We start from the raw sequence: 18,978 nt of genomic DNA, 5'->3' as shown, positions 1-18,978 counted from the left end.
GCGGAATGGGGTATTAGAACTGGGTATTCAAGCTAACAAAGAGTGTCCGTCCCGGTTCATTGTAGGTTGCGGCCCCTGCCCCGGCGATACCCGCGACACTCTGGGCATTACCCGCACGGAACTGGCGCTTATCGAACAGGTTTTCAATACCGGTGGTCACGCTGACATTTTTGGTCAGAGTGTAGCTACCGCTCAAACCAAAGATGGCGTATGGGCTAACTTCATTAAGTGCCGTTCCGGTGACGGGCAGCCCCTGATAATCATATTTCTTCGGTTTCTGGCGGCCATACCAGGTCACGGTTGAGAGCAGCGATAGATCCTCTGTTGCCTGCCAGCTCAGTGAGCTGTTCAGGGTAAACTCCGGGGTGATCGATAAGTAATCGCCGGTGGTTTTGTTCTTCGATTCGAGCATATAGGTCAGATTGCTGCTCCATTGCACCGTTTCGCTCACTGGCACGGTCAGGTTACCTTCCAACCCCTCAACCAACGCCTTAGGCACATTTTCCCACTGGAAAATATCGGAGTTAACATAAGCGCCGGTCCCGCCACTGGCTGTCCCCAAAGAGACCAGACCCGGCTCAATTTTATTGCGATAGTCATTACGGAAGTAAGTGATACCGGCAATAATACCGTCATTGTTATGGAACTCAAATCCAATCTCTTTGTTGACGCTGGTTTCAGCTGAGAGTGAATCATTCCCCATCAGGTAGCAGCTACCGCCACCACCATAGCAGCCCTGACCACGGCTATATAACAAGTAGTTAGGGTTAGTTTGGTACAGATTTGGTGCTTTATAGGAGCGGGCAATCCCCATTTTCATGGTGAAGTAATCACCCAGTTCCTGCGACAGGTTCAGCCCTGGGCTCCAGTTACTGCCTGCGGTGCTGTGATGATCAAAACGCAGCGCTGGGGTGAGCATCGTGGTATCAGTCAGCTCGATATTATCTTCCACAAACAGCGAGGCTATCTGCGCAGAACTGCGGGTATTGCGCCCTGTTCCGGTCAGGCCGCTGACACTGCCGCCCTCGGTGGTGGTTTGGGTATTGGAACTAGGATCATTCATTTTCTGATCATTCCACTCCGCCCCCACCGTCAGCACCTGATTGACACCCCATTCGAAGGGCAGGTTAACTTCGGAGTGAGCAAGATAGTTCTCAAGCTTAATGGTATTAAAATTATTATTGGAGAATATGCCTTCCGTACCGCCAGCCAGCCCCTCATTAATTCGTGAGTTACGTGTCTCCTCATACTGAACATAAGAGGTTGAGCTAACGCCGTTATCCCAAAAACCACGATGGGTTACCGCGAAATTCTCGCGGTACATGCGGTTAGTTTCAGCGCCGTATAAGCTGCGAACAATGGTGTTACTGTTGGTATTTTGGGTATCACCGGCGTAGATATTCCCCTGGCGGCTATAACCCGCCTCGAACTCCAGTGATTGGCCTTTGGCGAAGTCCCAGCGCAATAACCCATTGATATCTTTATTGCGCACCCCTTCACGCCCCGCCGGCAAGGTGCCAACCTGATTACCTGTTCGCGCCGACTCATGGCCTTGGTTGATATTCCAGTCATCCGCATCGGTTTTATTGTAGCCGCCGTATAAACGGAAGCTGAGGGTGTCACTTAACGGCCCCATCAGGCTGAAGTCGGTACGACGAGTCGCCCCCTCTTCACTGTGCTGCGGCACATTCATGTAGGCGTTCCAGCTACCGTGTAGCTCTTTATCTGGCTGTTTAGTAATGATATTCACCACGCCACCGGCAGCACCGTTACCGTAACGTGCCGCTGACGGCCCACGTAGCACTTCGATTTTCTCGACCATATTTGCGGGAACCCAGTTGGTATCACCGCGGGTATCACGTTCGCCACGCCAGCCATAACGCACTGCGTTTCGGCTTGAAACCGGCCGACCATCAACCATAATCAGGGTATTTTCCGGCCCCATGCCACGAATATCGATCTGGCGGTTGTTCCCGCGTTGACCGCTGGCAGAGTTACCGGAGAGATTCACCCCCGGCATGGTACGGATAATTTCGGACAGGTCATTCGCCGGAGGGCGCTTGCGGATATCTTCTGCGGTGATGGTCGAGGCACCCAGTGCCTGGCGAACTTGCTGCTGCGCGGTAACCACCAGTGTATCGCCAGTGGGAGCCCTATTTTCAGCGGCAGTGGGTTCCTGTGGTTGGGTCGTCGCGGTGTCAGAGGCGGTTTGACTGGCCACTTGAGTTTGCGCCCAGAGCGGTGCTGAGAGACAGATGCTGATCAGACTCGCTAAGGTCGTCAGAGAGCGCCGTTGCCATTTTACGTTCATTAAACTTTCCCCGATGCAAAAGCCCACAGCAAATGTCAGCAGAGGAAAATCTCTACCAATCTATTCATGGGGCAACAAAAACGAACAAGATTGATAATTATTTTCATTATCAATTCATGCTGCTAATTGTTACATTTGCAATCAGAAAAAAGGTTTGTTTAAACGGCAAAGCTGTTTGTTGTAAAGTCAATGTTGCCATCAGGTCAATCGAGTCATAACGTCAATGTCAGTGGAGAGCCATCATGCCGGCGGTGAAGAAAAACAAGTTACGCAATGTCTCCCCCTCATCCAAACCGATTTACCGTGACCAAATTGTGCAGCAATCTAATTTGGTCGCCAGTGACTACCAGCTGAGCGGTGCGAAGTCATTGCCCACTGACCCGGTGTTATTTGGTGATTTTCAGGTATTGCGCCTCAATCCACATCTGATTTTACATACCGCAAACGTCACCAATCTCTACGATATCAAGACACAAAACCAGCTCAATCCGGCGCTAAAATTGGCGATAGTGGTCAATGGCAGCGCCCATATCTCCTTTGGTGGTAAGCAACTGCATTTGCAGGAAAAAGGCGATGCCTCACTGATTTCACTCACCGAAAGCACCCTCTTTACCCGCCACGGCAAAAATAACAGTCACGAGCGCACACTAACCCTGACCTTTGACCGCGAGTGGCTGTATGGCGATTTACTGCCGCAGGATGGCGCGTGGGATACGCTGTACAACTTTACGCAGCAGCATCTGGCGATTCATTTATGGCAGCCATCAGTGCAGGCTCGAGCCATCGCCCAGCAAATTGCCAGTGCCCCCCCTTACACCACACCGCTGGCACGTATGCGCTGCGAAACCCAATGCATCGGGTTGATTATTGAAGCTTTTAGCTCACTGGAGCAACAAGCCCAGCAACAGGATAAAGTGGTGTTACGCGGGTTAAATCGGATCCAGCAAGTCCGCGACTGGCTGGAGAGTGGTGAGGCTGATCATCTCTCAATGAGCCAGTTAGCTCAATCTATTAATATGAGCCCCAGCACCTTGCAGCGGCGCTTTCGTGAGAGTTATCGGGTCACGGTGTTTGAGTATCTACGCCATTGCCGATTGAAACGCGCCATGCTGGCATTGAAAAAAGAGGGGGTCAGTATTGATCAGGCGGCGACTATTGCGGGATACACCAGCCCGGCCAATTTCGCCACTGCGCTGCGTCGCACATTTAATATCTCCCCCAGTCAGTTACGGGCGGGGCACTACCTTGACCTATAAACGCGCCTAAACGATAACTTTTAAGCAAAAAAACGGCCCCTACAAAGGAGCCGCTTCAACTTTTTAGCTCAACAAATTTTCACATCTGCAAACTTCTGCACCTGAAAATTCTGCTTTAGCAAAAAGAACTTATCTCTTTTTCGCTTTCGGGTTAGGCAAGTCAGTAATGCTACCTTCGTAGATTTCCGCCGCCAGACCCACAGACTCATGCAGTGTTGGGTGAGCATGGATGGTCAGCGCGATATCTTCCGCATCACAACCCATCTCGATTGCCAGACCGATTTCACCTAACAGCTCGCCGCCGTTAGTCCCGACAATGGCACCACCAATGATACGGTGAGTCTCTTTGTCGAAGATCAGTTTGGTCATACCGTCGGCACAATCAGAAGCGATAGCACGGCCCGATGCCGCCCACGGGAAGGTGGAGGTTTCGTAGCTGATGCCTTTTTCTTTCGCTTCTTTCTCAGTCAAACCAACCCATGCGACTTCTGGTTCAGTGTACGCAATGGATGGGATCACTTTCGGATCGAAGTAATGTTTCATGCCAGCGATAACTTCCGCGGCAACATGGCCCTCGTGAACACCTTTGTGTGCCAGCATTGGCTGACCCACGATGTCACCGATAGCAAAGATGTGTGGCACGTTACTACGCAGTTGCTTATCCACGTGGATAAAGCCACGTTCGTCAACTTCAACGCCCGCCTGGCCCGCATCCAGCAACTTACCATTAGGTACGCGGCCGATAGCCACCAGCACCGCATCATAACGTTGTGGTTCTGCCGGTGCTTTTTTACCTTCCATCGTGACATAGATACCATCTTCTTTGGCTTCTACCGCCGTCACTTTGGTTTCCAGCATCAGGTTGAACTGCTTGCTGATACGTTTGGTGAATACTTTCACCACGTCTTTATCAGCCGCTGGGATAACCTGGTCGGCCATTTCTACGACGTCAATTTTAGAGCCGAGCGCATGGTAAACGGTGCCCATTTCCAGACCGATGATGCCGCCGCCCATGACCAACAGACGCTCAGGAACTGTTTTCAGTGCCAGTGCATCGGTTGAGTCCCAAACACGTGGGTCTTCATGAGGAATGAATGGCAGTTGGATTGGACGAGAACCCGCAGCAATAATGGCGTTATCGAAGGTGATAGTCGTTGGACCATTTTCGCCTTCAACCACTAAGGTGTTCGCGCCCGTAAATTTACCAAAACCGTTAACCACTTTGACTTTACGGCCTTTAGCCATACCTGCCAAACCACCGGTTAACTGGTTGATAACTTTCTCTTTCCAAACACGTACTTTATCAATGTCAGTTTTAGGCTCGCCAAAAACGATGCCGTGTTCAGCCAGTGCTTTGGCCTCTTCGATCACTTTAGCGACGTGCAACAACGCCTTGGAAGGGATACAACCCACATTCAGGCAAACACCACCGAGCGTGGAGTAGCGCTCAACCAGAATGGTTTCTAAACCTAAATCCGCGCAACGAAAAGCAGCAGAGTACCCTGCTGGACCTGCCCCAAGTACCACGACCTGAGTTTTAATTTCAGTACTCATCATGACCTCTTAATTGTTTGTCCGGCGGGTCTGACGCCGTTCATCCACCGGGATACTGACACGCGGCAGTTTACAGAATTGTTAATAATCTGAAAAGCTGCATCACGTGACGAGTGTCTCAACAACCTTATCGACTTATGTAAAAACAAGGCCGGCGCAAAGCCGGCCTTACCGATTACATCACCAGACGGCGAATATCGGCCATAATGGTCGCGATATAGGCTGCGAAGCGAGCACCTGCTGCGCCATCGATCACACGGTGGTCGAAGGAGAGAGACAGAGGCAACATCAGACGCGGAGCAAACTCTTTACCATTCCAAACCGGTTTCATGGATGATTTTGACACACCCAAGATAGCCACTTCTGGCGCATTAACGATTGGCGTAAACGCCGTACCGCCGATACCGCCCAGGCTGGAGATAGTGAAACAGCCGCCTTGCATATCAGATGCTGTCAGTTTGCCATCACGCGCTTTCTTCGAAATAACAGTTAGCTCGCGAGACAACTCGACAATACCTTTTTTGTTCACGTCACGGAATACCGGAACAACCAGGCCGTTAGGGGTATCAACCGCCACGCCAATATTGATGTATTTCTTCAGGGTCAGCTTCTGACCATCTTCGGAAATGGAGCTGTTAAAGCGCGGGAACTCTTCCAATGCCTTAGCAGCCGCCTTCATCAGGAACACCAGCGGGGTGATTTTCAGATCTTGTTTTTTCTTCTCAGCTTCGATGTTCTGTTGCTTACGGAAGGCTTCAACTTCAGTGATATCCGCTTCATCGAACTGTGTCACATGTGGGATCATGACCCAGTTACGGCTCAGGTTCGCACCAGAGATTTTCTGGATACGGCCCAATTCGACCTCTTCGATTTCACCAAATTTGCTGAAATCGACTTTCGGCCAAGGCAACATACCTGGCAAGCCGCCGCCGGAGACTGCCGGAGCAGATTCAGCGCGTTTCACCGCATCTTTCACGTAAGCCTGGACATCTTCGCGCAGGATACGGCCTTTACGACCGCTGCCTTTGACTTTCGCCAGGTTAACACCGAATTCACGGGCCAGGCGACGGATAACCGGAGTGGCATGCACGTAAGCATCATTCTCGGTAAATTCGCCTTTGCTCGCCGCTGGAGCGGCTGGAGCTGCTGCTGGAGCCGCCGCCGCTGGTGCAACCGGTGCCGCAGCTTGCGGTGCCGGAGCCGCAGGTGCTGCGCCTTCCACTTCGAATACCATGATAGGAGAACCGGTTTTCACTTTGTCGCCGGTGCTGATTTTGATCTCTTTCACGATACCGGCGAAAGGAGCAGGCACTTCCATCGAAGCTTTGTCGCCTTCAACAGTGATCAGCGATTGTTCCGCTTCAACTTTATCGCCGACTTTCACCATCACTTCGGTCACTTCAACTTCGTCGTCACCGATATCTGGCACTTCAACGTTCTTAGCCGCTGATGCCGCAGGCGCAGCTGGCGCTGCTGCCGGAGCAGGTGCCGCCGCTGGTTCTTCTGCTTTAGCAGGTGCCGCTGCAGCACCTGTTGCTTCGAAGATCATCATCAGTTTGCCGGTAGCAACAGTGTCGCCAACCGCAATTTTGATCTCTTTAACCACACCCGCCTGCGGTGATGGGACTTCCATAGAAGCTTTGTCGCCTTCAACAGTGATCAGCGATTGTTCCGCTTCAACGGTATCGCCAACTTTCACCATGATTTCGGTGACTTCTACTTCATCTGCACCGATGTCTGGTACGTTAATTTCAATAGCCATTTATTCTTACCTCTTATGCCAGACGCGGGTTAACTTTATCGGCGTCGATACCAAACTTAGTAATTGCTTCTGCAACTACGCTGGTGTCGATGTCACCGCGTTTAGCCAATTCACCCAGCGCGGCAACCACAACGTAAGAAGCATCAACTTCAAAGTGGTGACGCAGATTCTCACGGCTGTCAGAGCGGCCGAAACCATCGGTGCCCAGAACGCGGAACTCGCTGGCAGGAATAAAGTTACGAATTTGTTCAGCAAACAGCTTCATGTAGTCGGTAGAAGCAACTGCTGGAGCATCGTTCATCACCTGAGCCACGTAAGGAACACGTGGAGTTTCTGATGGGTGCAGCATGTTCCAACGCTCACAATCCTGACCGTCACGGGCCAGTTCAGTGAAGGAAGTTACGCTGTAAACGTCAGAACCTACGCCGTAGTCGTTAGCCAGAATCTGCGCGGCCTCACGAACGTGGCGCAAGATGGCACCAGAGCTCATCAACTGCACTTTGCCTTTGCTGCCTGCAACAGTTTCCAGTTTGTAGATACCTTTACGGATACCCTCTTCTGCGCCCTGCGGCATGGCTGGCATGTGGTAGTTTTCATTCAGCGTGGTCAGGTAGTAATAAACGTTTTCCTGCGCTTCGCCGTACATACGCTCCAGACCATCATGCATGATGACTGCCACTTCGTAAGCATAAGCGGGATCGTAAGAGATACAGTTCGGGATAGTCAGCGACTGAATATGGCTGTGACCATCTTCGTGTTGCAGACCTTCGCCGTTTAGTGTTGTACGACCTGAAGTACCGCCGACCAGGAAGCCACGCGCCTGTTGGTCACCTGCCGCCCAGCACAGATCGCCGATACGTTGGAAACCGAACATGGAGTAGTAGATGTAGAACGGGATCATTGGCAGATCGTTGGTGCTGTATGAAGTCGCAGCAGCCAGCCATGAAGAGGCCGCACCCAGTTCGTTGATCCCCTCTTGCAGGATCTGGCCTTTTTCGTCCTCTTTGTAGTAAGCAACCTGTTCACGGTCTTGCGGGGTGTACTGCTGACCATTCGGGCTGTAAATACCAATCTGACGGAACAGACCTTCCATACCGAAAGTACGAGCTTCATCGGCGATGATAGGAACAATGCGATCTTTGATCGACTTGTTCTTCAGCATCACGTTCAGCACGCGCACGAAGGCGATAGTGGTAGAGATCTCTTTATTCTGCTCTTCCAGCAAGGAGCTGAAATCTGACAATGCAGGGATTTCCAGCTTCTCGGTGAACTTAGGCATACGGGTTGGCACATAGCCTTCCAGCGCCTGACGACGTTCGTGCAGATATTTGTACTCTTCTGACTCTTTATCGAAAGTGATGTATGGCAGTTTTTCGATATCAGCATCAGCAACCGGCACATTGAAACGATCGCGGAAGTGGTGAACCCCTTCCATGTTCATTTTCTTCACCTGGTGGGCAATGTTTTTACCTTCCGCTGTCTCGCCCATGCCGTAACCTTTAATGGTGTGGGCCAGGATAACAGTTGGTTTGCCGGTAGTTTCTTGTGCTTTTTTCAGTGCAGCAAAGACTTTCTTCGGATCATGACCGCCACGATTTAGAGACCAGATCTCGTCGTCGCTCATGTCTTTCACTAATGCAGCAGTTTCTGGGAAACGGCCAAAGAAGTGTTCACGCACATAGGCGCCGTCTTTAGATTTGAAGGTCTGGTAGTCGCCATCCAGAGTTTCGTTCATCAGTTGGATCAGTTTACCGCTGGTATCTTTACGCAGCAGCTCATCCCAACGCCCCCCCCAAATCACTTTCAGAACTTGCCAGCCAGCACCGCTGAAGATGCCTTCCAGCTCATTAATGATTTTGCCGTTACCGGTAACTGGGCCATCAAGGCGCTGCAAGTTACAGTTGATAACGAAGACCAGGTTATCCAGTTTTTCACGGGTAGCGATGGTGATCGCACCTTTAGATTCTGGCTCATCCATCTCGCCGTCGCCTAAGAAGGCGTACACGGTCTGTGCTGAAGTGTCTTTCAGACCACGGTGAGATAGATATTTCAGGAACTTAGCTTGATAGATGGCGCTGATCGGGCCAAGACCCATTGATACTGTCGGGAACTGCCAGAATTCAGGCATCAGTTTCGGGTGCGGGTAAGAAGATAGACCTTTACCGTGAACTTCCTGACGGAAGTTGTTCATCTGATCTTCAGTCAAGCGGCCTTCAAGGAAGGCACGAGCATAAACGCCCGGAGAGATGTGGCCTTGGAAGTAAACCAGATCGCCGCCATCTTTTTGGGTACGAGCACGGAAGAAGTGGTTGAAGCAAACCTCGTAGAAGGTCGCGGAAGACTGGAAGGATGCCATGTGGCCGCCCAAATCCAGATCTTTCTTCGACGCGCGCAACACGGTCATCACGGCATTCCAACGGATAGCAGAGCGAATACGACGCTCCAGCTCCAGGTTGCCAGGGTAAGCCGGTTCCTCTTCTACTGGGATCGTGTTGATGTAATCACGGCTGGCTGAACCTGCTGCAACACTCACACCACCTTTACGGGCTTCGCCCAAAACCTGATCAATCAGATACTGAGCACGCTCAACACCCTCTTCACGGATAACCGATTCAATCGCCTGTAGCCAGTCGCGAGTTTCGATCGGATCCACGTCATTATTTAAACGTTCTGACATGGTGGTATTCCTTATCTGTTTCTAATGGTTTATTTGGAGCCTATCTTCCTGTGCTTTAACTCCAGGCTAAAGCACGTGCCCTGGTGAAAACACCGGAAGATAGGCCCATCAGTTTAGTTGCCGCTAATGATCCTCAAATGAGGATCCAAAACGAATCATTGAGGTTTTGCAGAGGCGCAACCTAAATGAATCGTTTCTAGTCCTTGCGCTGTTGGAGCCGACGCAAAGATCGCTCACGGCGACTGTGCTCCCGGCTAAGATCCAACAGGATTTCCTCAATAAACGCCAAGTGACGGTGTGAAGCTTCGCGGGCTTTCTCTGGCTCGCGTGCCACAATCGCCTCAAAAATCCCGGCGCGGTGACTGCTCACCGTTGCCAGCATTTCGCGGCGCGAGTAAAGCAATTCAAAGTTTTGTTTAACGTTTTGTTCGAGCATCGGCCCCATGCAGCGCAGCAAATGCAGTAAAACCACATTATGCGCTGCCTCTGTGACAGCCACTTGGTACTGCATAACAGCATCGGCCTCAGCATCTAAATCACCGCTGTCTTGGGCTTGCTGAATAACAGTATGGCACTCACGGATACGTTGCAGGTCTTCATCAGTACCGCGCAGGGCTGCATAATAGGCAGCAACACCTTCGAGGGCATGACGGGTTTCTAACAGATCGAATTGTGATTCGGGATGGTCGGCCAGCAGTTCAGCCAGCGGATCGCTAAAACTTTGCCACAGATTGGTTTGCACGAAAGTACCACCACCCTGACGACGTAGCAGCAGACCTTTAGCTTCCAGACGCTGGATTGCTTCTCGCAACGAAGGTCGGGAAACATCAAATTGTTTCGCCAACTCACGCTCCGGCGGTAATTTCTCACCTGGGCGTAGCGTCCCTTCCAAAATCAGGTACTCAAGCTGTTGCTCGATAACATCTGATAATTTGGGCTGACGGATTTTGTTGTAGGCCATATTTTCTATGAGTCGCGCTGTAAGCCGTATTGAGTGAATCGTCTCTGCAAATAGCGCGGAGTCAATTGGTAATACCAATTCAAAAAACGTGACGATAAAGTAACAAAGTATTCACCACCTGTCCATACGGACCTTGACCAAAATCATGAAACCCAGCACATTTTAACAACTCCATTAATAAAGTGACGCAAAGTGATAACGTACCGTTGGTAATACCATTACCTGACATCAATGAGTTTTAACTTTTATGAAACGGGTATTTAGGCAAGCTGAAGCGTTATAGTTATTTTATTTGTGAATTTATATATTTAATTTATGAATATAAATTCAATCAACACTCAAGGGAATATGTCCTCCTCTTTTCTCCGACCTGAACACCGGCTTTACCATGCTAGAAATGGCCGGTTGATTAATTTTCGTACTATAACTGTCCATTACTGCTTTTTCGCCAAACAACAGCTTGATCAGACATGACAATTTTATTTGCATTTTTGACCAAATATTCACCAGTTAAAATAAAAAGCAGGTGCAATAATTCTCGCCTACCACTATTCTCTATTAAACGGTAGCCAAACAAGAAAATTCCATGCAAAGCCGCCGTAAACAAAACAATACAAATAATGTAATCAAAATCTTACGCATAACATAAGGCTCGGGTTTGCCGGCTAAAAGTGACAACGACAGAGGATGCAATAATGAGTGTTCAACAGGAAGGTGCGGAGCTAAAGCGGGGGCTTAAAAACCGCCACATTCAGCTAATTGCCTTAGGTGGCGCAATTGGTACAGGGCTATTTCTCGGTATCGCGCAAACCATAAAAATGGCGGGGCCTTCAGTTTTACTGGGGTATGCCATCGGCGGATTTATCGCGTTTCTGATTATGCGCCAGTTAGGTGAAATGGTTGTGGAAGAGCCGGTAGCCGGTTCATTCAGTCACTTTGCATATAAATATTGGGGTAATTTCGCCGGTTTCGCTTCCGGTTGGAACTACTGGGTGCTGTACGTGTTAGTGGCGATGGCTGAACTCACTGCGGTCGGTATCTACGTACAATACTGGTGGCCGGAGATCCCAACCTGGGTCTCTGCCGCGGTATTCTTCCTTGCCATCAATGCCATCAATCTGGCAAACGTCAAAGTCTATGGTGAGATGGAGTTCTGGTTTGCCATTATTAAAGTGGTCGCCATCATTGCCATGATCCTGTTCGGTGGATGGCTATTACTGAGCGGGCAAGGCGGCCCGGAAGCCACAGTGACCAACTTGTGGGCGCAAGGGGGCTTCTTCCCCAATGGCATCATGGGCTTAGTGATGGCCATGGCGGTGATCATGTTCTCCTTCGGTGGCCTTGAATTAGTGGGTATCACCGCAGCGGAAGCTGAAAATCCAGCCAAAAGCATCCCGAAAGCCACCAATCAGGTTATCTACCGTATCCTGTTGTTCTATATTGGTTCTCTGGCTATTTTACTGTCACTCTACCCGTGGGGCAAAGTGGTCGAAGGCGGTAGCCCGTTTGTGCTGATCTTCCATGCATTGAACAGTAATGTGGTCGCCACGGTATTGAATATCGTGGTACTGACGGCGGCACTGTCGGTCTACAACAGCTGTGTTTACTGCAACAGCCGCATGTTGTTCGGCCTGGCAAAACAGGGCAATGGCCCGAAAATACTGTTGAAAGTGGATGGTCGCGGTGTACCCGTGATTGCCATCGCCGTCTCAGCATTTGCCACCGCCTTCTGTGTGCTGATTAACTACTTAATACCGGGCCGTGCTTTTGAATTATTGATGGCACTGGTGGTCTCCGCACTGGTCATTAACTGGGCGATGATTAGCCTAGCACATCTTAAATTCCGTGCTGCTAAAAACCGTCAGGGCGTCATTCCGCAGTTCAAAGCATTCTGGTATCCGTTTAGCAACTACCTGTGCTTACTCTTCCTAAGTGGCATTTTGGTTATTATGTATCTGACACCGGGCATTCAGATTTCCGTGCTGTTGATTCCAGCGTGGCTGCTGCTGCTGGCGGTCAGTTATATCCTGAAAAATCGGGGCCAGCGGGTAAAAGCTTAGTAGCAGAAAGTCACCGATTATCCTCAGAATTTGACGATAATACCTCTAATGGGCCAGCCTTCAGTGCTGGCCCGTTCATTTTAATGTTTAGTCAATGTATTTGCTTTATTAGTAAGAAGAATAGGAATTAGGAATAGGAAATCATATCAAAAGGGCTGATAAATCATTACCAGCCCTACTCGCTAAACCAACGCGCCATAAATTGTCAGTAATGCCACCACCACAATCATCGCCAGCGTCACTTTTCGTGCCAATGAAACAGCCGATCTTGGCGTCTGCACGGGATCTAAATGAGGATCCCGAGTCAGCGAATACTGCGCGAGTTTAGTCAACACTTGGTATTGCTGAGAATGGAAATCACCCAGCGAAGCAAACCAGGCAGGTAATGCTCTTTCGCCATGGCCCAACAATGCATAGGCAACCCCCACTAACCGCACGGGTATCCAATCCAGCCAATGTAAGATGCGATCAATCCCCGATTGAGAGCGTTGTAAAGGGGTGTGATGCCGCGCCAGCCAAGTTTGGTAGCCACGTAACATCGCGTAACCCGCTAACACCACCGGGCCATAGTTAACGCAGACCACAAACCAGAAAATCGGGGCCAAATAATAGCGGAAATTTATCCACAAAAGTGCATTTTGCAAGGATTGTAATCTGGCTTTCTCACCACTCTCCACGGGTAACCCATGGATTAGCGCTAACTCCTCGGCCATTTTATCCCTGGCATGTGCATCACCTTGTCGCGCAGCTTTTAAATACGCACGATAATGTTTACGAATGCCACCTGCACCAATGCATAGCAAGCAAATCAATATCCAGATAAGTAACGCAGGGAAACCGAACAACATATTTTGCACTAACTGTAAAATCAGCCATACCAGCGCCATCCACACTGCGACCAGCAGAATAGTTTGTACTAACGAAAAGTGGCGTAAACGGGCAAATACAACTTCAAGACGGTGATCTAACTGCCAATGTTCGCCCAGTTTAAATAAGCGCTCCCACGCCAGCACCAGCAACAACGTAAACAGTGTCATTAGCTCTTACTCTCCCTTTGCATTTAACCGCCCTAAGCAGGGCATATGCCTCCCGGCATTCATAAACAACAATATCAGCTGAGGCAGTAAACCAATGCTCTCTCGACAGTCAACCTCTGGCTAATAATCAGTTACCAACATCACTATTATGGCGATAACTTTGCTAAACACTGCTGGTACATGGCCCAATCAAACGCAGGGCCTGGGTCTGTTTTACGTTCTGGCGCAATATCACTGTGGCCAGTCACCCGATCAGCAGTTATCGGATAATGAGCAAATAGCAGCGCACTTATCTTATATAGGCTGTGATATTGCGCGGGCGTAAACGGTAACACATCCGTCCCTTCCAACTCGATTCCAATAGAGAAATCGTTACACCGCTCACGCCCGGCAAAAGTTGATACTCCTGCGTGCCAGGCACGTTTATCAAACGGAACATATTGGATAACTTCACCATCACGGCGAATCAGACAGTGGGCCGAAACTCGCAGGTGAACAATATCAGCGAAATAGGGATGTTCATCGGCATTAAGTGTGCCAGTGAATAACTGATCGATATACGGACCATCAAATTCACCGGGAGGTAAACTAATATTATGAATCACCAACAGTGAAGGAGCTTCGCCTTCTGGGCGCTGATCAAAATGGGGAGAAACAACCCGTTTAACCCCTGAAATCCAACCATTTTCTAACTGCCAGTCACTTTCTAACTGCATAGCTTACCTAAGCTCCCCGAATAGTACACTTCTGCCAGCTCTTTTATGGCACTTCGACCAGCAACAGAGTAGCATGTTTGGACCACTATCCATCCGCCATTTCGGAGTTTTCTATGCCGACCCGCAGCTATAATGCTGACAGCCGCCGTGCCGAGCTATTGGAACGAATTCAACGTGATATCCCTTCAACTGTCGCTCAAGCTTTGAGTGAAGATCTCGGTGGTGAGGTCAATGCAGACCGCGATCTCACTGCACAATTACTCCCAGCAGATAGACAGGCTAGCGCCACCGTCATTACTCGCGAGCCGGGTATTTTTTGTGGCCAGCGCTGGTTGAATGAAGTGTTCATTCAACTTGGTGCTCAAGTATCAGTTGAGTGGCTCGTTAGTGATGGAGACAAGCTAACGGCGAATCAGACTCTTTGTCATCTGACAGGCCCTGCCCGTATCTTGCTCACTGGTGAACGCACCGCACTCAACTTCCTGCAAACGTTATCGGGTGTCGCGACTGAAGTAAGCCGCTATGTGGCGGTACTCTCAGGGCTGCATACACAACTACTTGATACCCGAAAAACATTGCCGGGCTTACGTACTGCTTTGAAGTATGCCGTTCTCTGTGGCGGCGGCAATAACCACCGACTCGGTTTGTCTGATGCTTTTCTTATCAAAGAAAACCACATTATTGCCGCTGGTTCGATCAAAGAAGCCGTTGCGAAGGCGTTTTGGATACATTCCGATGTCCCTGTCGAGGTTGAAGTTGAATCCCTTGATGAGTTGCAACAAGCACTGGAAGCTGGTGCAGACATCATTATGTTAGATAATTTTACCATTCCAATGATGCGTGATGCCGTCCAGATACGTGATGAGCTCGCCAAAACTCAGGAAAGCGCGCAACTGGAAGTTTCCGGCAACGTGACGCTGGAAACACTACGGAGCTATGCCGAAACAGGCATTGACTTCATTTCAGTCGGCGCATTAACCAAACACATTACAGCCCTAGACCTTTCTATGCGTTTCCAGTAAACCCAGCCCCCGCAGAGGCGAGGCCCATGGATGGGCCGAATAACGAATACGCCAACACACTTACAACTTAGAACACCAAAGGTATATCAAATTACCTTCGCAGATTCACGGTTATTAACAGACACTAATTCTGTTTTGCGAACGCCGCCGAAGTTATCTGTGAATCCATTGCAACAACCTAAATATCCGACAGTACGTCTCGCAAATCGATGTAATGCCCCTTTTCTCCTGAATTGAAAATCTGCACTCTTGCCTCGTTTTCTCAAACACAAGGAGAGTGGTAAATGGCTAATCAACATCAACATCAGCAAGGTTTTACATTAATTGAATTAATGGTAGTGATCGCGATAATCGCAGTTCTCAGCGGTATTGGTATCCCTTCCTATCAACGTTACCTCCAAAAAGCAGCGCTCACCGATATGTTACAGAGCATCGCCCCCTACAAAATGTCGGTAGAACTTTGCGCACTGGAATATTCCAAGCTTGATGGCTGCAATGCAGGTAATCACGGGATACCCACAGGACAGCCCTCGCGTTATGTCAATGCTACAACCATTGATAAAGGCGTGATTACACTTACAGGTCAACAGACACTCGCCGATCTGACTCTGGTAATGTCACCAACAATAAGTAGCAGTGGAAATATAGTCTGGTCGAGAACCTGTACCACAACAAATGTCAGCCTTGCTGATAGTTGTAAAACCACATTCCAGTTCAAAGATGGGGCTAAAATCAAATGACTAAATATATGACATCCCCACGAGAGGTAATCAGTGACGAATTGCACGCACTCTGTCGCCGTCATAGAGCAATCGCTCTAAGACTTGATGGAAAGAACCTCTTCATCGCTTCGTCAGGCCCAGTAAATAGTGAGTTATTAACTGCACTGCGTTTTACTTGTGGGCGAAAAATCAGAGTGGAGTATTGGCCGGAAGCCAAGATTGAACAATCGTTGAATCTTGCACCATCTAGCAAAGAACAACGAAGCAAGGGAATCGACTCCGCAGTTCACAATCAAAACACATCCCAACAAATGGGTGAGCGGCAGGGAGCCAGCTCATCAAACCGGTCATTACAGGACTTGAATGAAACCTTGCTTGATAAAGAAAGTGATATTCCTGTGACCCAATTTATCACGCAAACACTCAGGCTAGCGATTCAAAAGCGCGCATCAGATATCCATTTTGAACCTTATCAACATCGCTATCGTATCCGCTTAAGAATTGATGGCGTATTACATGAATCCCCACCCCCCACACCTGAGTTAGCCAGTCGTATTAGCAGCTATCTAAAGGTGATGGCGAAATTGAATATCGCAGAAAAACGGCTGCCGCAAGATGGCCAGTTAAGCCTACAACTAAATGGCACTCGCTACTCAATGAGGATAGCGACCCTTCCTGTGCAGTATGGTGAAAAAGTGGTGCTACGTATCCTTAACATGCAGCAGCAGTCGACATTGGAAAATCTCGGGTTACCCAAAATCGCAGTCCAACAATTAACGCGGGCTTTATCAGCTCCACAAGGCCTGATATTGGTAACCGGACCTACTGGCAGTGGTAAGACCGTGACACTGTATTGCAGCCTAGGGCACCTTAATCAGCCGCAAAGAAACATCTGTAGCGTTGAAGACCCCACAGAGATCCAGCTTGATGGTATAAATCAAACCCAGACCAATAGTAAGATTGGGCTGGATTTCTCTCAGGTATTACGCGCAATGCTACGTCAGGATCCGGATGTAGTTATGCTCGGTGAGATTCGTGACAATGAAACCGCAGAAATAGCCGTTAAAGCAGCACTGACAGGGCATCTGGTGCTCTCAACACTGCATACCAATTCAACGGCGGAGACACTAATCCGCCTGACCCAAATGGGAATAGAGCGTCACCTCATTGCCTCGAGCCTGAGCTTAGTCATCGCCCAGCGCCTCGTTCGTAAGCTCTGCATACACTGCCGACAAATATCTCCTCACCTTTTTCAGCCCCCAGCAGAGACACATACCGCACTATTGCAACACTATCAAGCTCGGGGCTGCGAGCACTGCTGTGCGGGCTATTATGGGCGAACGGGAGTTTACGAGATGCTAAATATCACCCCGCAAATACAACAAGCCTTACTCAATAATGTCAGCCCCCCTGAACTTACACGAATTGCGCGGGAGCAGGGGCAAAAGACATTACTCTCCGCAGGTCTGGTGTTGGTCGAGCGTGGGGTCACCACTCTGGAGGAAATTAACCGTGTTGTGGGGCTCTTAGTTGAAGTTGACGCTGAGGGAACATCGTGAACCAGCAGCGCTTATTTTATTGGAGAGCAATTGGAACTTCTGGCCAATTGCAAACAGGCGCGCTACTGGCGGCAAAGAGAAACATTGTCTACGAATATATGTTCCGTCATGGATTGCAACCTCTGGGGATTAAAGGCGGTAAGCGGCTATCTGTTAGTTATTGGCGAGGAGAACGTTTGGTTACTATTACCCGGCAGTTAGCTACGCTACTGCAAGCGGGCTTGCCTCTGGTCAATAGTTTGCAGCTATTAGCAAAAGAGATGGACGCCCTTCCATGGCGATGCTTATTACAGGAAATTAGCCAACAGGTTTCACAGGGCCAATCATTATCCGAAGCAATGACACATTATCCACGTATTTTTCCGCGATTATATCCCCCAGTAATTGCCATGGGGGAGTTAACTGGGAATCTTGAGCAGTGCTGTATTCAGTTGGTCGAGCATCAGGAACGGCAGCAAAAATTACAAAAAAAAGTGATCAAAGCACTAAAGTACCCCGTGTTTGTCTGCATCATCGCGTTAGTTGTCAGCGTGGTAATGCTAGTGATGGTGCTACCTGAATTTGCACAGATCTATCAATCATTTGATACTCCATTACCCACGCTTACTGCTTCGCTTCTTTGGATGTCAACACGCCTTACAGATTATGGGCCAGGTATCGCCGCCATACTGATATCACTCATCACCGGATATTTTTATGCACGACAACATAAGGTCCGTTGGCAAATGTGGGAGCAAAAAATTTTATTACGTATTCCATTAGTCTCGGCATTAGTTCGTGGCAGTTGCCTTAGCCAAATTTTTCAAACATTGGCTATCACTCAACATGCAGGATTGCCACTGACAGCAGGATTAGATGCAGCGCTTCTTTCCGTCAGTAACGAGACCTATCGGCAAGCACTGCAACATATTCAAAAGCAGATAAATCAAGGTTCCCCTCTGCATACCGCCCTTGACCAACACCATTTATTTCCCCCACTGTGCCAACAACTAGTGCGAGTGGGCGAGGAGTCAGGTGCTCTGGATGTGCTGCTAGATAGGCTGGCAGATTGGCATCAGCAACAAACACAAGATTTGGCTGATAATCTCACTCAAATGTTGGAGCCACTTTTGATGCTGATTATTGGCGGTATTGTTGGCGTTCTGGTGATAGCGATGTATTTACCGATATTCCAGTTAGGAGATGTCATAGGGTAGATAGGGTCGTCAGGGGAAAGCTATCCGGCACGGTGATAGGAGATAATATGACTAGTCCTACTATAGGTTGACACTTTTCAGCCTTATAACGGGAGTATTAGAAATTCTGTGTCATTCCGCTAAAGTACTTAGAAGGAGGAATGAC

General features: G+C 49.3%; 13 protein-coding genes. 6 read left to right on the top strand and 7 right to left on the bottom strand.

The window, feature by feature from the left end; all coding sequences use genetic code 11:
- Positions 1 to 13 precede the first annotated feature (13 nt).
- Positions 14 to 2,311, bottom strand: coding sequence for a TonB-dependent siderophore receptor (locus tag AACW11_RS13030; protein ID WP_212586919.1), 2,298 nt, complete (start codon positions 2,309 to 2,311; stop codon positions 14 to 16).
- Between the two features lie 242 nt (positions 2,312 to 2,553).
- Between AACW11_RS13030 and AACW11_RS13025 the strand changes: the two genes are divergently transcribed.
- Complete coding sequence (locus AACW11_RS13025) at positions 2,554 to 3,567, top strand: helix-turn-helix transcriptional regulator (protein WP_212586918.1); 1,014 nt, start codon at positions 2,554 to 2,556, stop codon at positions 3,565 to 3,567.
- Between the two features lie 129 nt (positions 3,568 to 3,696).
- Here AACW11_RS13025 and lpdA read toward each other — a convergent pair whose 3' ends face one another.
- The 4 genes from lpdA to pdhR all read right to left on the bottom strand — a co-directional run bounded on the left by lpdA (position 3,697) and on the right by pdhR (position 10,521).
- Positions 3,697 to 5,121: a dihydrolipoyl dehydrogenase gene (lpdA, locus tag AACW11_RS13020; protein ID WP_161598531.1), complete on the bottom strand. Its 1,425-nt coding sequence runs from the start codon at positions 5,119 to 5,121 to the stop codon at positions 3,697 to 3,699.
- 175 nt (positions 5,122 to 5,296) lie between these two features.
- Complete coding sequence (gene aceF, locus AACW11_RS13015; protein ID WP_212586917.1) at positions 5,297 to 6,883, bottom strand: pyruvate dehydrogenase complex dihydrolipoyllysine-residue acetyltransferase; 1,587 nt, start codon at positions 6,881 to 6,883, stop codon at positions 5,297 to 5,299.
- Between the two features lie 13 nt (positions 6,884 to 6,896).
- Positions 6,897 to 9,560, bottom strand: a complete 2,664-nt coding sequence (gene aceE / locus AACW11_RS13010) for a pyruvate dehydrogenase (acetyl-transferring), homodimeric type (RefSeq protein WP_212586916.1) — start codon at positions 9,558 to 9,560, stop codon at positions 6,897 to 6,899.
- Positions 9,561 to 9,756: 196 nt separating this feature from the next.
- On the bottom strand, positions 9,757 to 10,521 hold the full coding sequence (gene pdhR / locus AACW11_RS13005; RefSeq protein ID WP_005275180.1) for a pyruvate dehydrogenase complex transcriptional repressor PdhR: 765 nt from the start codon (positions 10,519 to 10,521) through the stop codon (positions 9,757 to 9,759).
- A gap of 695 nt (positions 10,522 to 11,216) precedes the next feature.
- Here pdhR and AACW11_RS13000 point away from each other — a divergent pair.
- A complete protein-coding gene (locus tag AACW11_RS13000; protein WP_212586915.1) occupies positions 11,217 to 12,581 on the top strand; it encodes an amino acid permease in 1,365 nt (454 codons plus the stop codon).
- Positions 12,582 to 12,763: 182 nt separating this feature from the next.
- Here the strand turns inward: AACW11_RS13000 and ampE are convergent, their stop codons facing one another.
- Both ampE and ampD read right to left on the bottom strand, forming a co-directional pair.
- The gene (gene ampE, locus AACW11_RS12995) at positions 12,764 to 13,618 is read right to left on the bottom strand and encodes a beta-lactamase regulator AmpE (RefSeq protein ID WP_212586914.1); all 855 of its coding nucleotides are present in this window, start codon (positions 13,616 to 13,618) and stop codon (positions 12,764 to 12,766) included.
- 146 nt (positions 13,619 to 13,764) lie between these two features.
- Entirely contained in the window at positions 13,765 to 14,334 is a 570-nt protein-coding gene (gene ampD, locus AACW11_RS12990) for a 1,6-anhydro-N-acetylmuramyl-L-alanine amidase AmpD (protein WP_212586913.1), read from the bottom strand.
- 113 nt (positions 14,335 to 14,447) lie between these two features.
- Here ampD and nadC point away from each other — a divergent pair, with 113 nt between their 5' ends.
- From nadC to hofC, 4 genes are all read left to right on the top strand, one after another.
- Positions 14,448 to 15,356 carry a carboxylating nicotinate-nucleotide diphosphorylase gene (gene nadC, locus AACW11_RS12985; RefSeq protein ID WP_212586912.1) on the top strand — a complete coding sequence of 303 codons (909 nt, stop codon included), beginning with the start codon at positions 14,448 to 14,450 and terminating at the stop codon, positions 15,354 to 15,356.
- Positions 15,357 to 15,640: 284 nt separating this feature from the next.
- Positions 15,641 to 16,096, top strand: a complete 456-nt coding sequence (ppdD, locus tag AACW11_RS12980; RefSeq protein ID WP_212586911.1) for a prepilin peptidase-dependent pilin — start codon at positions 15,641 to 15,643, stop codon at positions 16,094 to 16,096.
- Positions 16,093 to 17,637: a type II secretion system protein GspE gene (gene gspE / locus AACW11_RS12975; protein WP_212586910.1), complete on the top strand. Its 1,545-nt coding sequence runs from the start codon at positions 16,093 to 16,095 to the stop codon at positions 17,635 to 17,637. Before ppdD ends, gspE begins: the two co-directional genes overlap by 4 nt.
- Complete coding sequence (hofC, locus tag AACW11_RS12970) at positions 17,634 to 18,833, top strand: protein transport protein HofC (protein ID WP_212586909.1); 1,200 nt, start codon at positions 17,634 to 17,636, stop codon at positions 18,831 to 18,833. The genes gspE and hofC overlap by 4 nt, the downstream gene beginning before the upstream one ends.
- Positions 18,834 to 18,978: the final 145 nt, after the last annotated feature.

It is taken from the genome of Yersinia sp. Marseille-Q3913 (assembly GCF_963892745.1).
GTDB classification, from domain to species: Bacteria; Pseudomonadota; Gammaproteobacteria; order Enterobacterales; family Enterobacteriaceae; genus Yersinia; species Yersinia bercovieri.
This window is presented reverse-complemented; position numbering and strand designations above follow the sequence as displayed.

Excerpts from the sequence above, each read along its gene's own strand:
- ppdD (WP_212586911.1), top strand. The coding sequence starts at position 15,641 with ATGGCTAATCAACATCAACATCAGCAAGGTTTTACATTAATTGAATTA.
- AACW11_RS13000 (WP_212586915.1), top strand. The coding sequence starts at position 11,217 with ATGAGTGTTCAACAGGAAGGTGCGGAGCTAAAGCGGGGGCTTAAAAAC.
- AACW11_RS13030 (WP_212586919.1), bottom strand. The coding sequence starts at position 2,311 with ATGAACGTAAAATGGCAACGGCGCTCTCTGACGACCTTAGCGAGTCTG.
- pdhR (WP_005275180.1), bottom strand. The coding sequence starts at position 10,521 with ATGGCCTACAACAAAATCCGTCAGCCCAAATTATCAGATGTTATCGAG.
- aceF (WP_212586917.1), bottom strand. The coding sequence starts at position 6,883 with ATGGCTATTGAAATTAACGTACCAGACATCGGTGCAGATGAAGTAGAA.
- AACW11_RS13025 (WP_212586918.1), top strand. The coding sequence starts at position 2,554 with ATGCCGGCGGTGAAGAAAAACAAGTTACGCAATGTCTCCCCCTCATCC.
- aceE (WP_212586916.1), bottom strand. The coding sequence starts at position 9,560 with ATGTCAGAACGTTTAAATAATGACGTGGATCCGATCGAAACTCGCGAC.
- gspE (WP_212586910.1), top strand. The coding sequence starts at position 16,093 with ATGACTAAATATATGACATCCCCACGAGAGGTAATCAGTGACGAATTG.
- ampE (WP_212586914.1), bottom strand. The coding sequence starts at position 13,618 with ATGACACTGTTTACGTTGTTGCTGGTGCTGGCGTGGGAGCGCTTATTT.
- nadC (WP_212586912.1), top strand. The coding sequence starts at position 14,448 with ATGCCGACCCGCAGCTATAATGCTGACAGCCGCCGTGCCGAGCTATTG.
- ampD (WP_212586913.1), bottom strand. The coding sequence starts at position 14,334 with ATGCAGTTAGAAAGTGACTGGCAGTTAGAAAATGGTTGGATTTCAGGG.
- lpdA (WP_161598531.1), bottom strand. The coding sequence starts at position 5,121 with ATGAGTACTGAAATTAAAACTCAGGTCGTGGTACTTGGGGCAGGTCCA.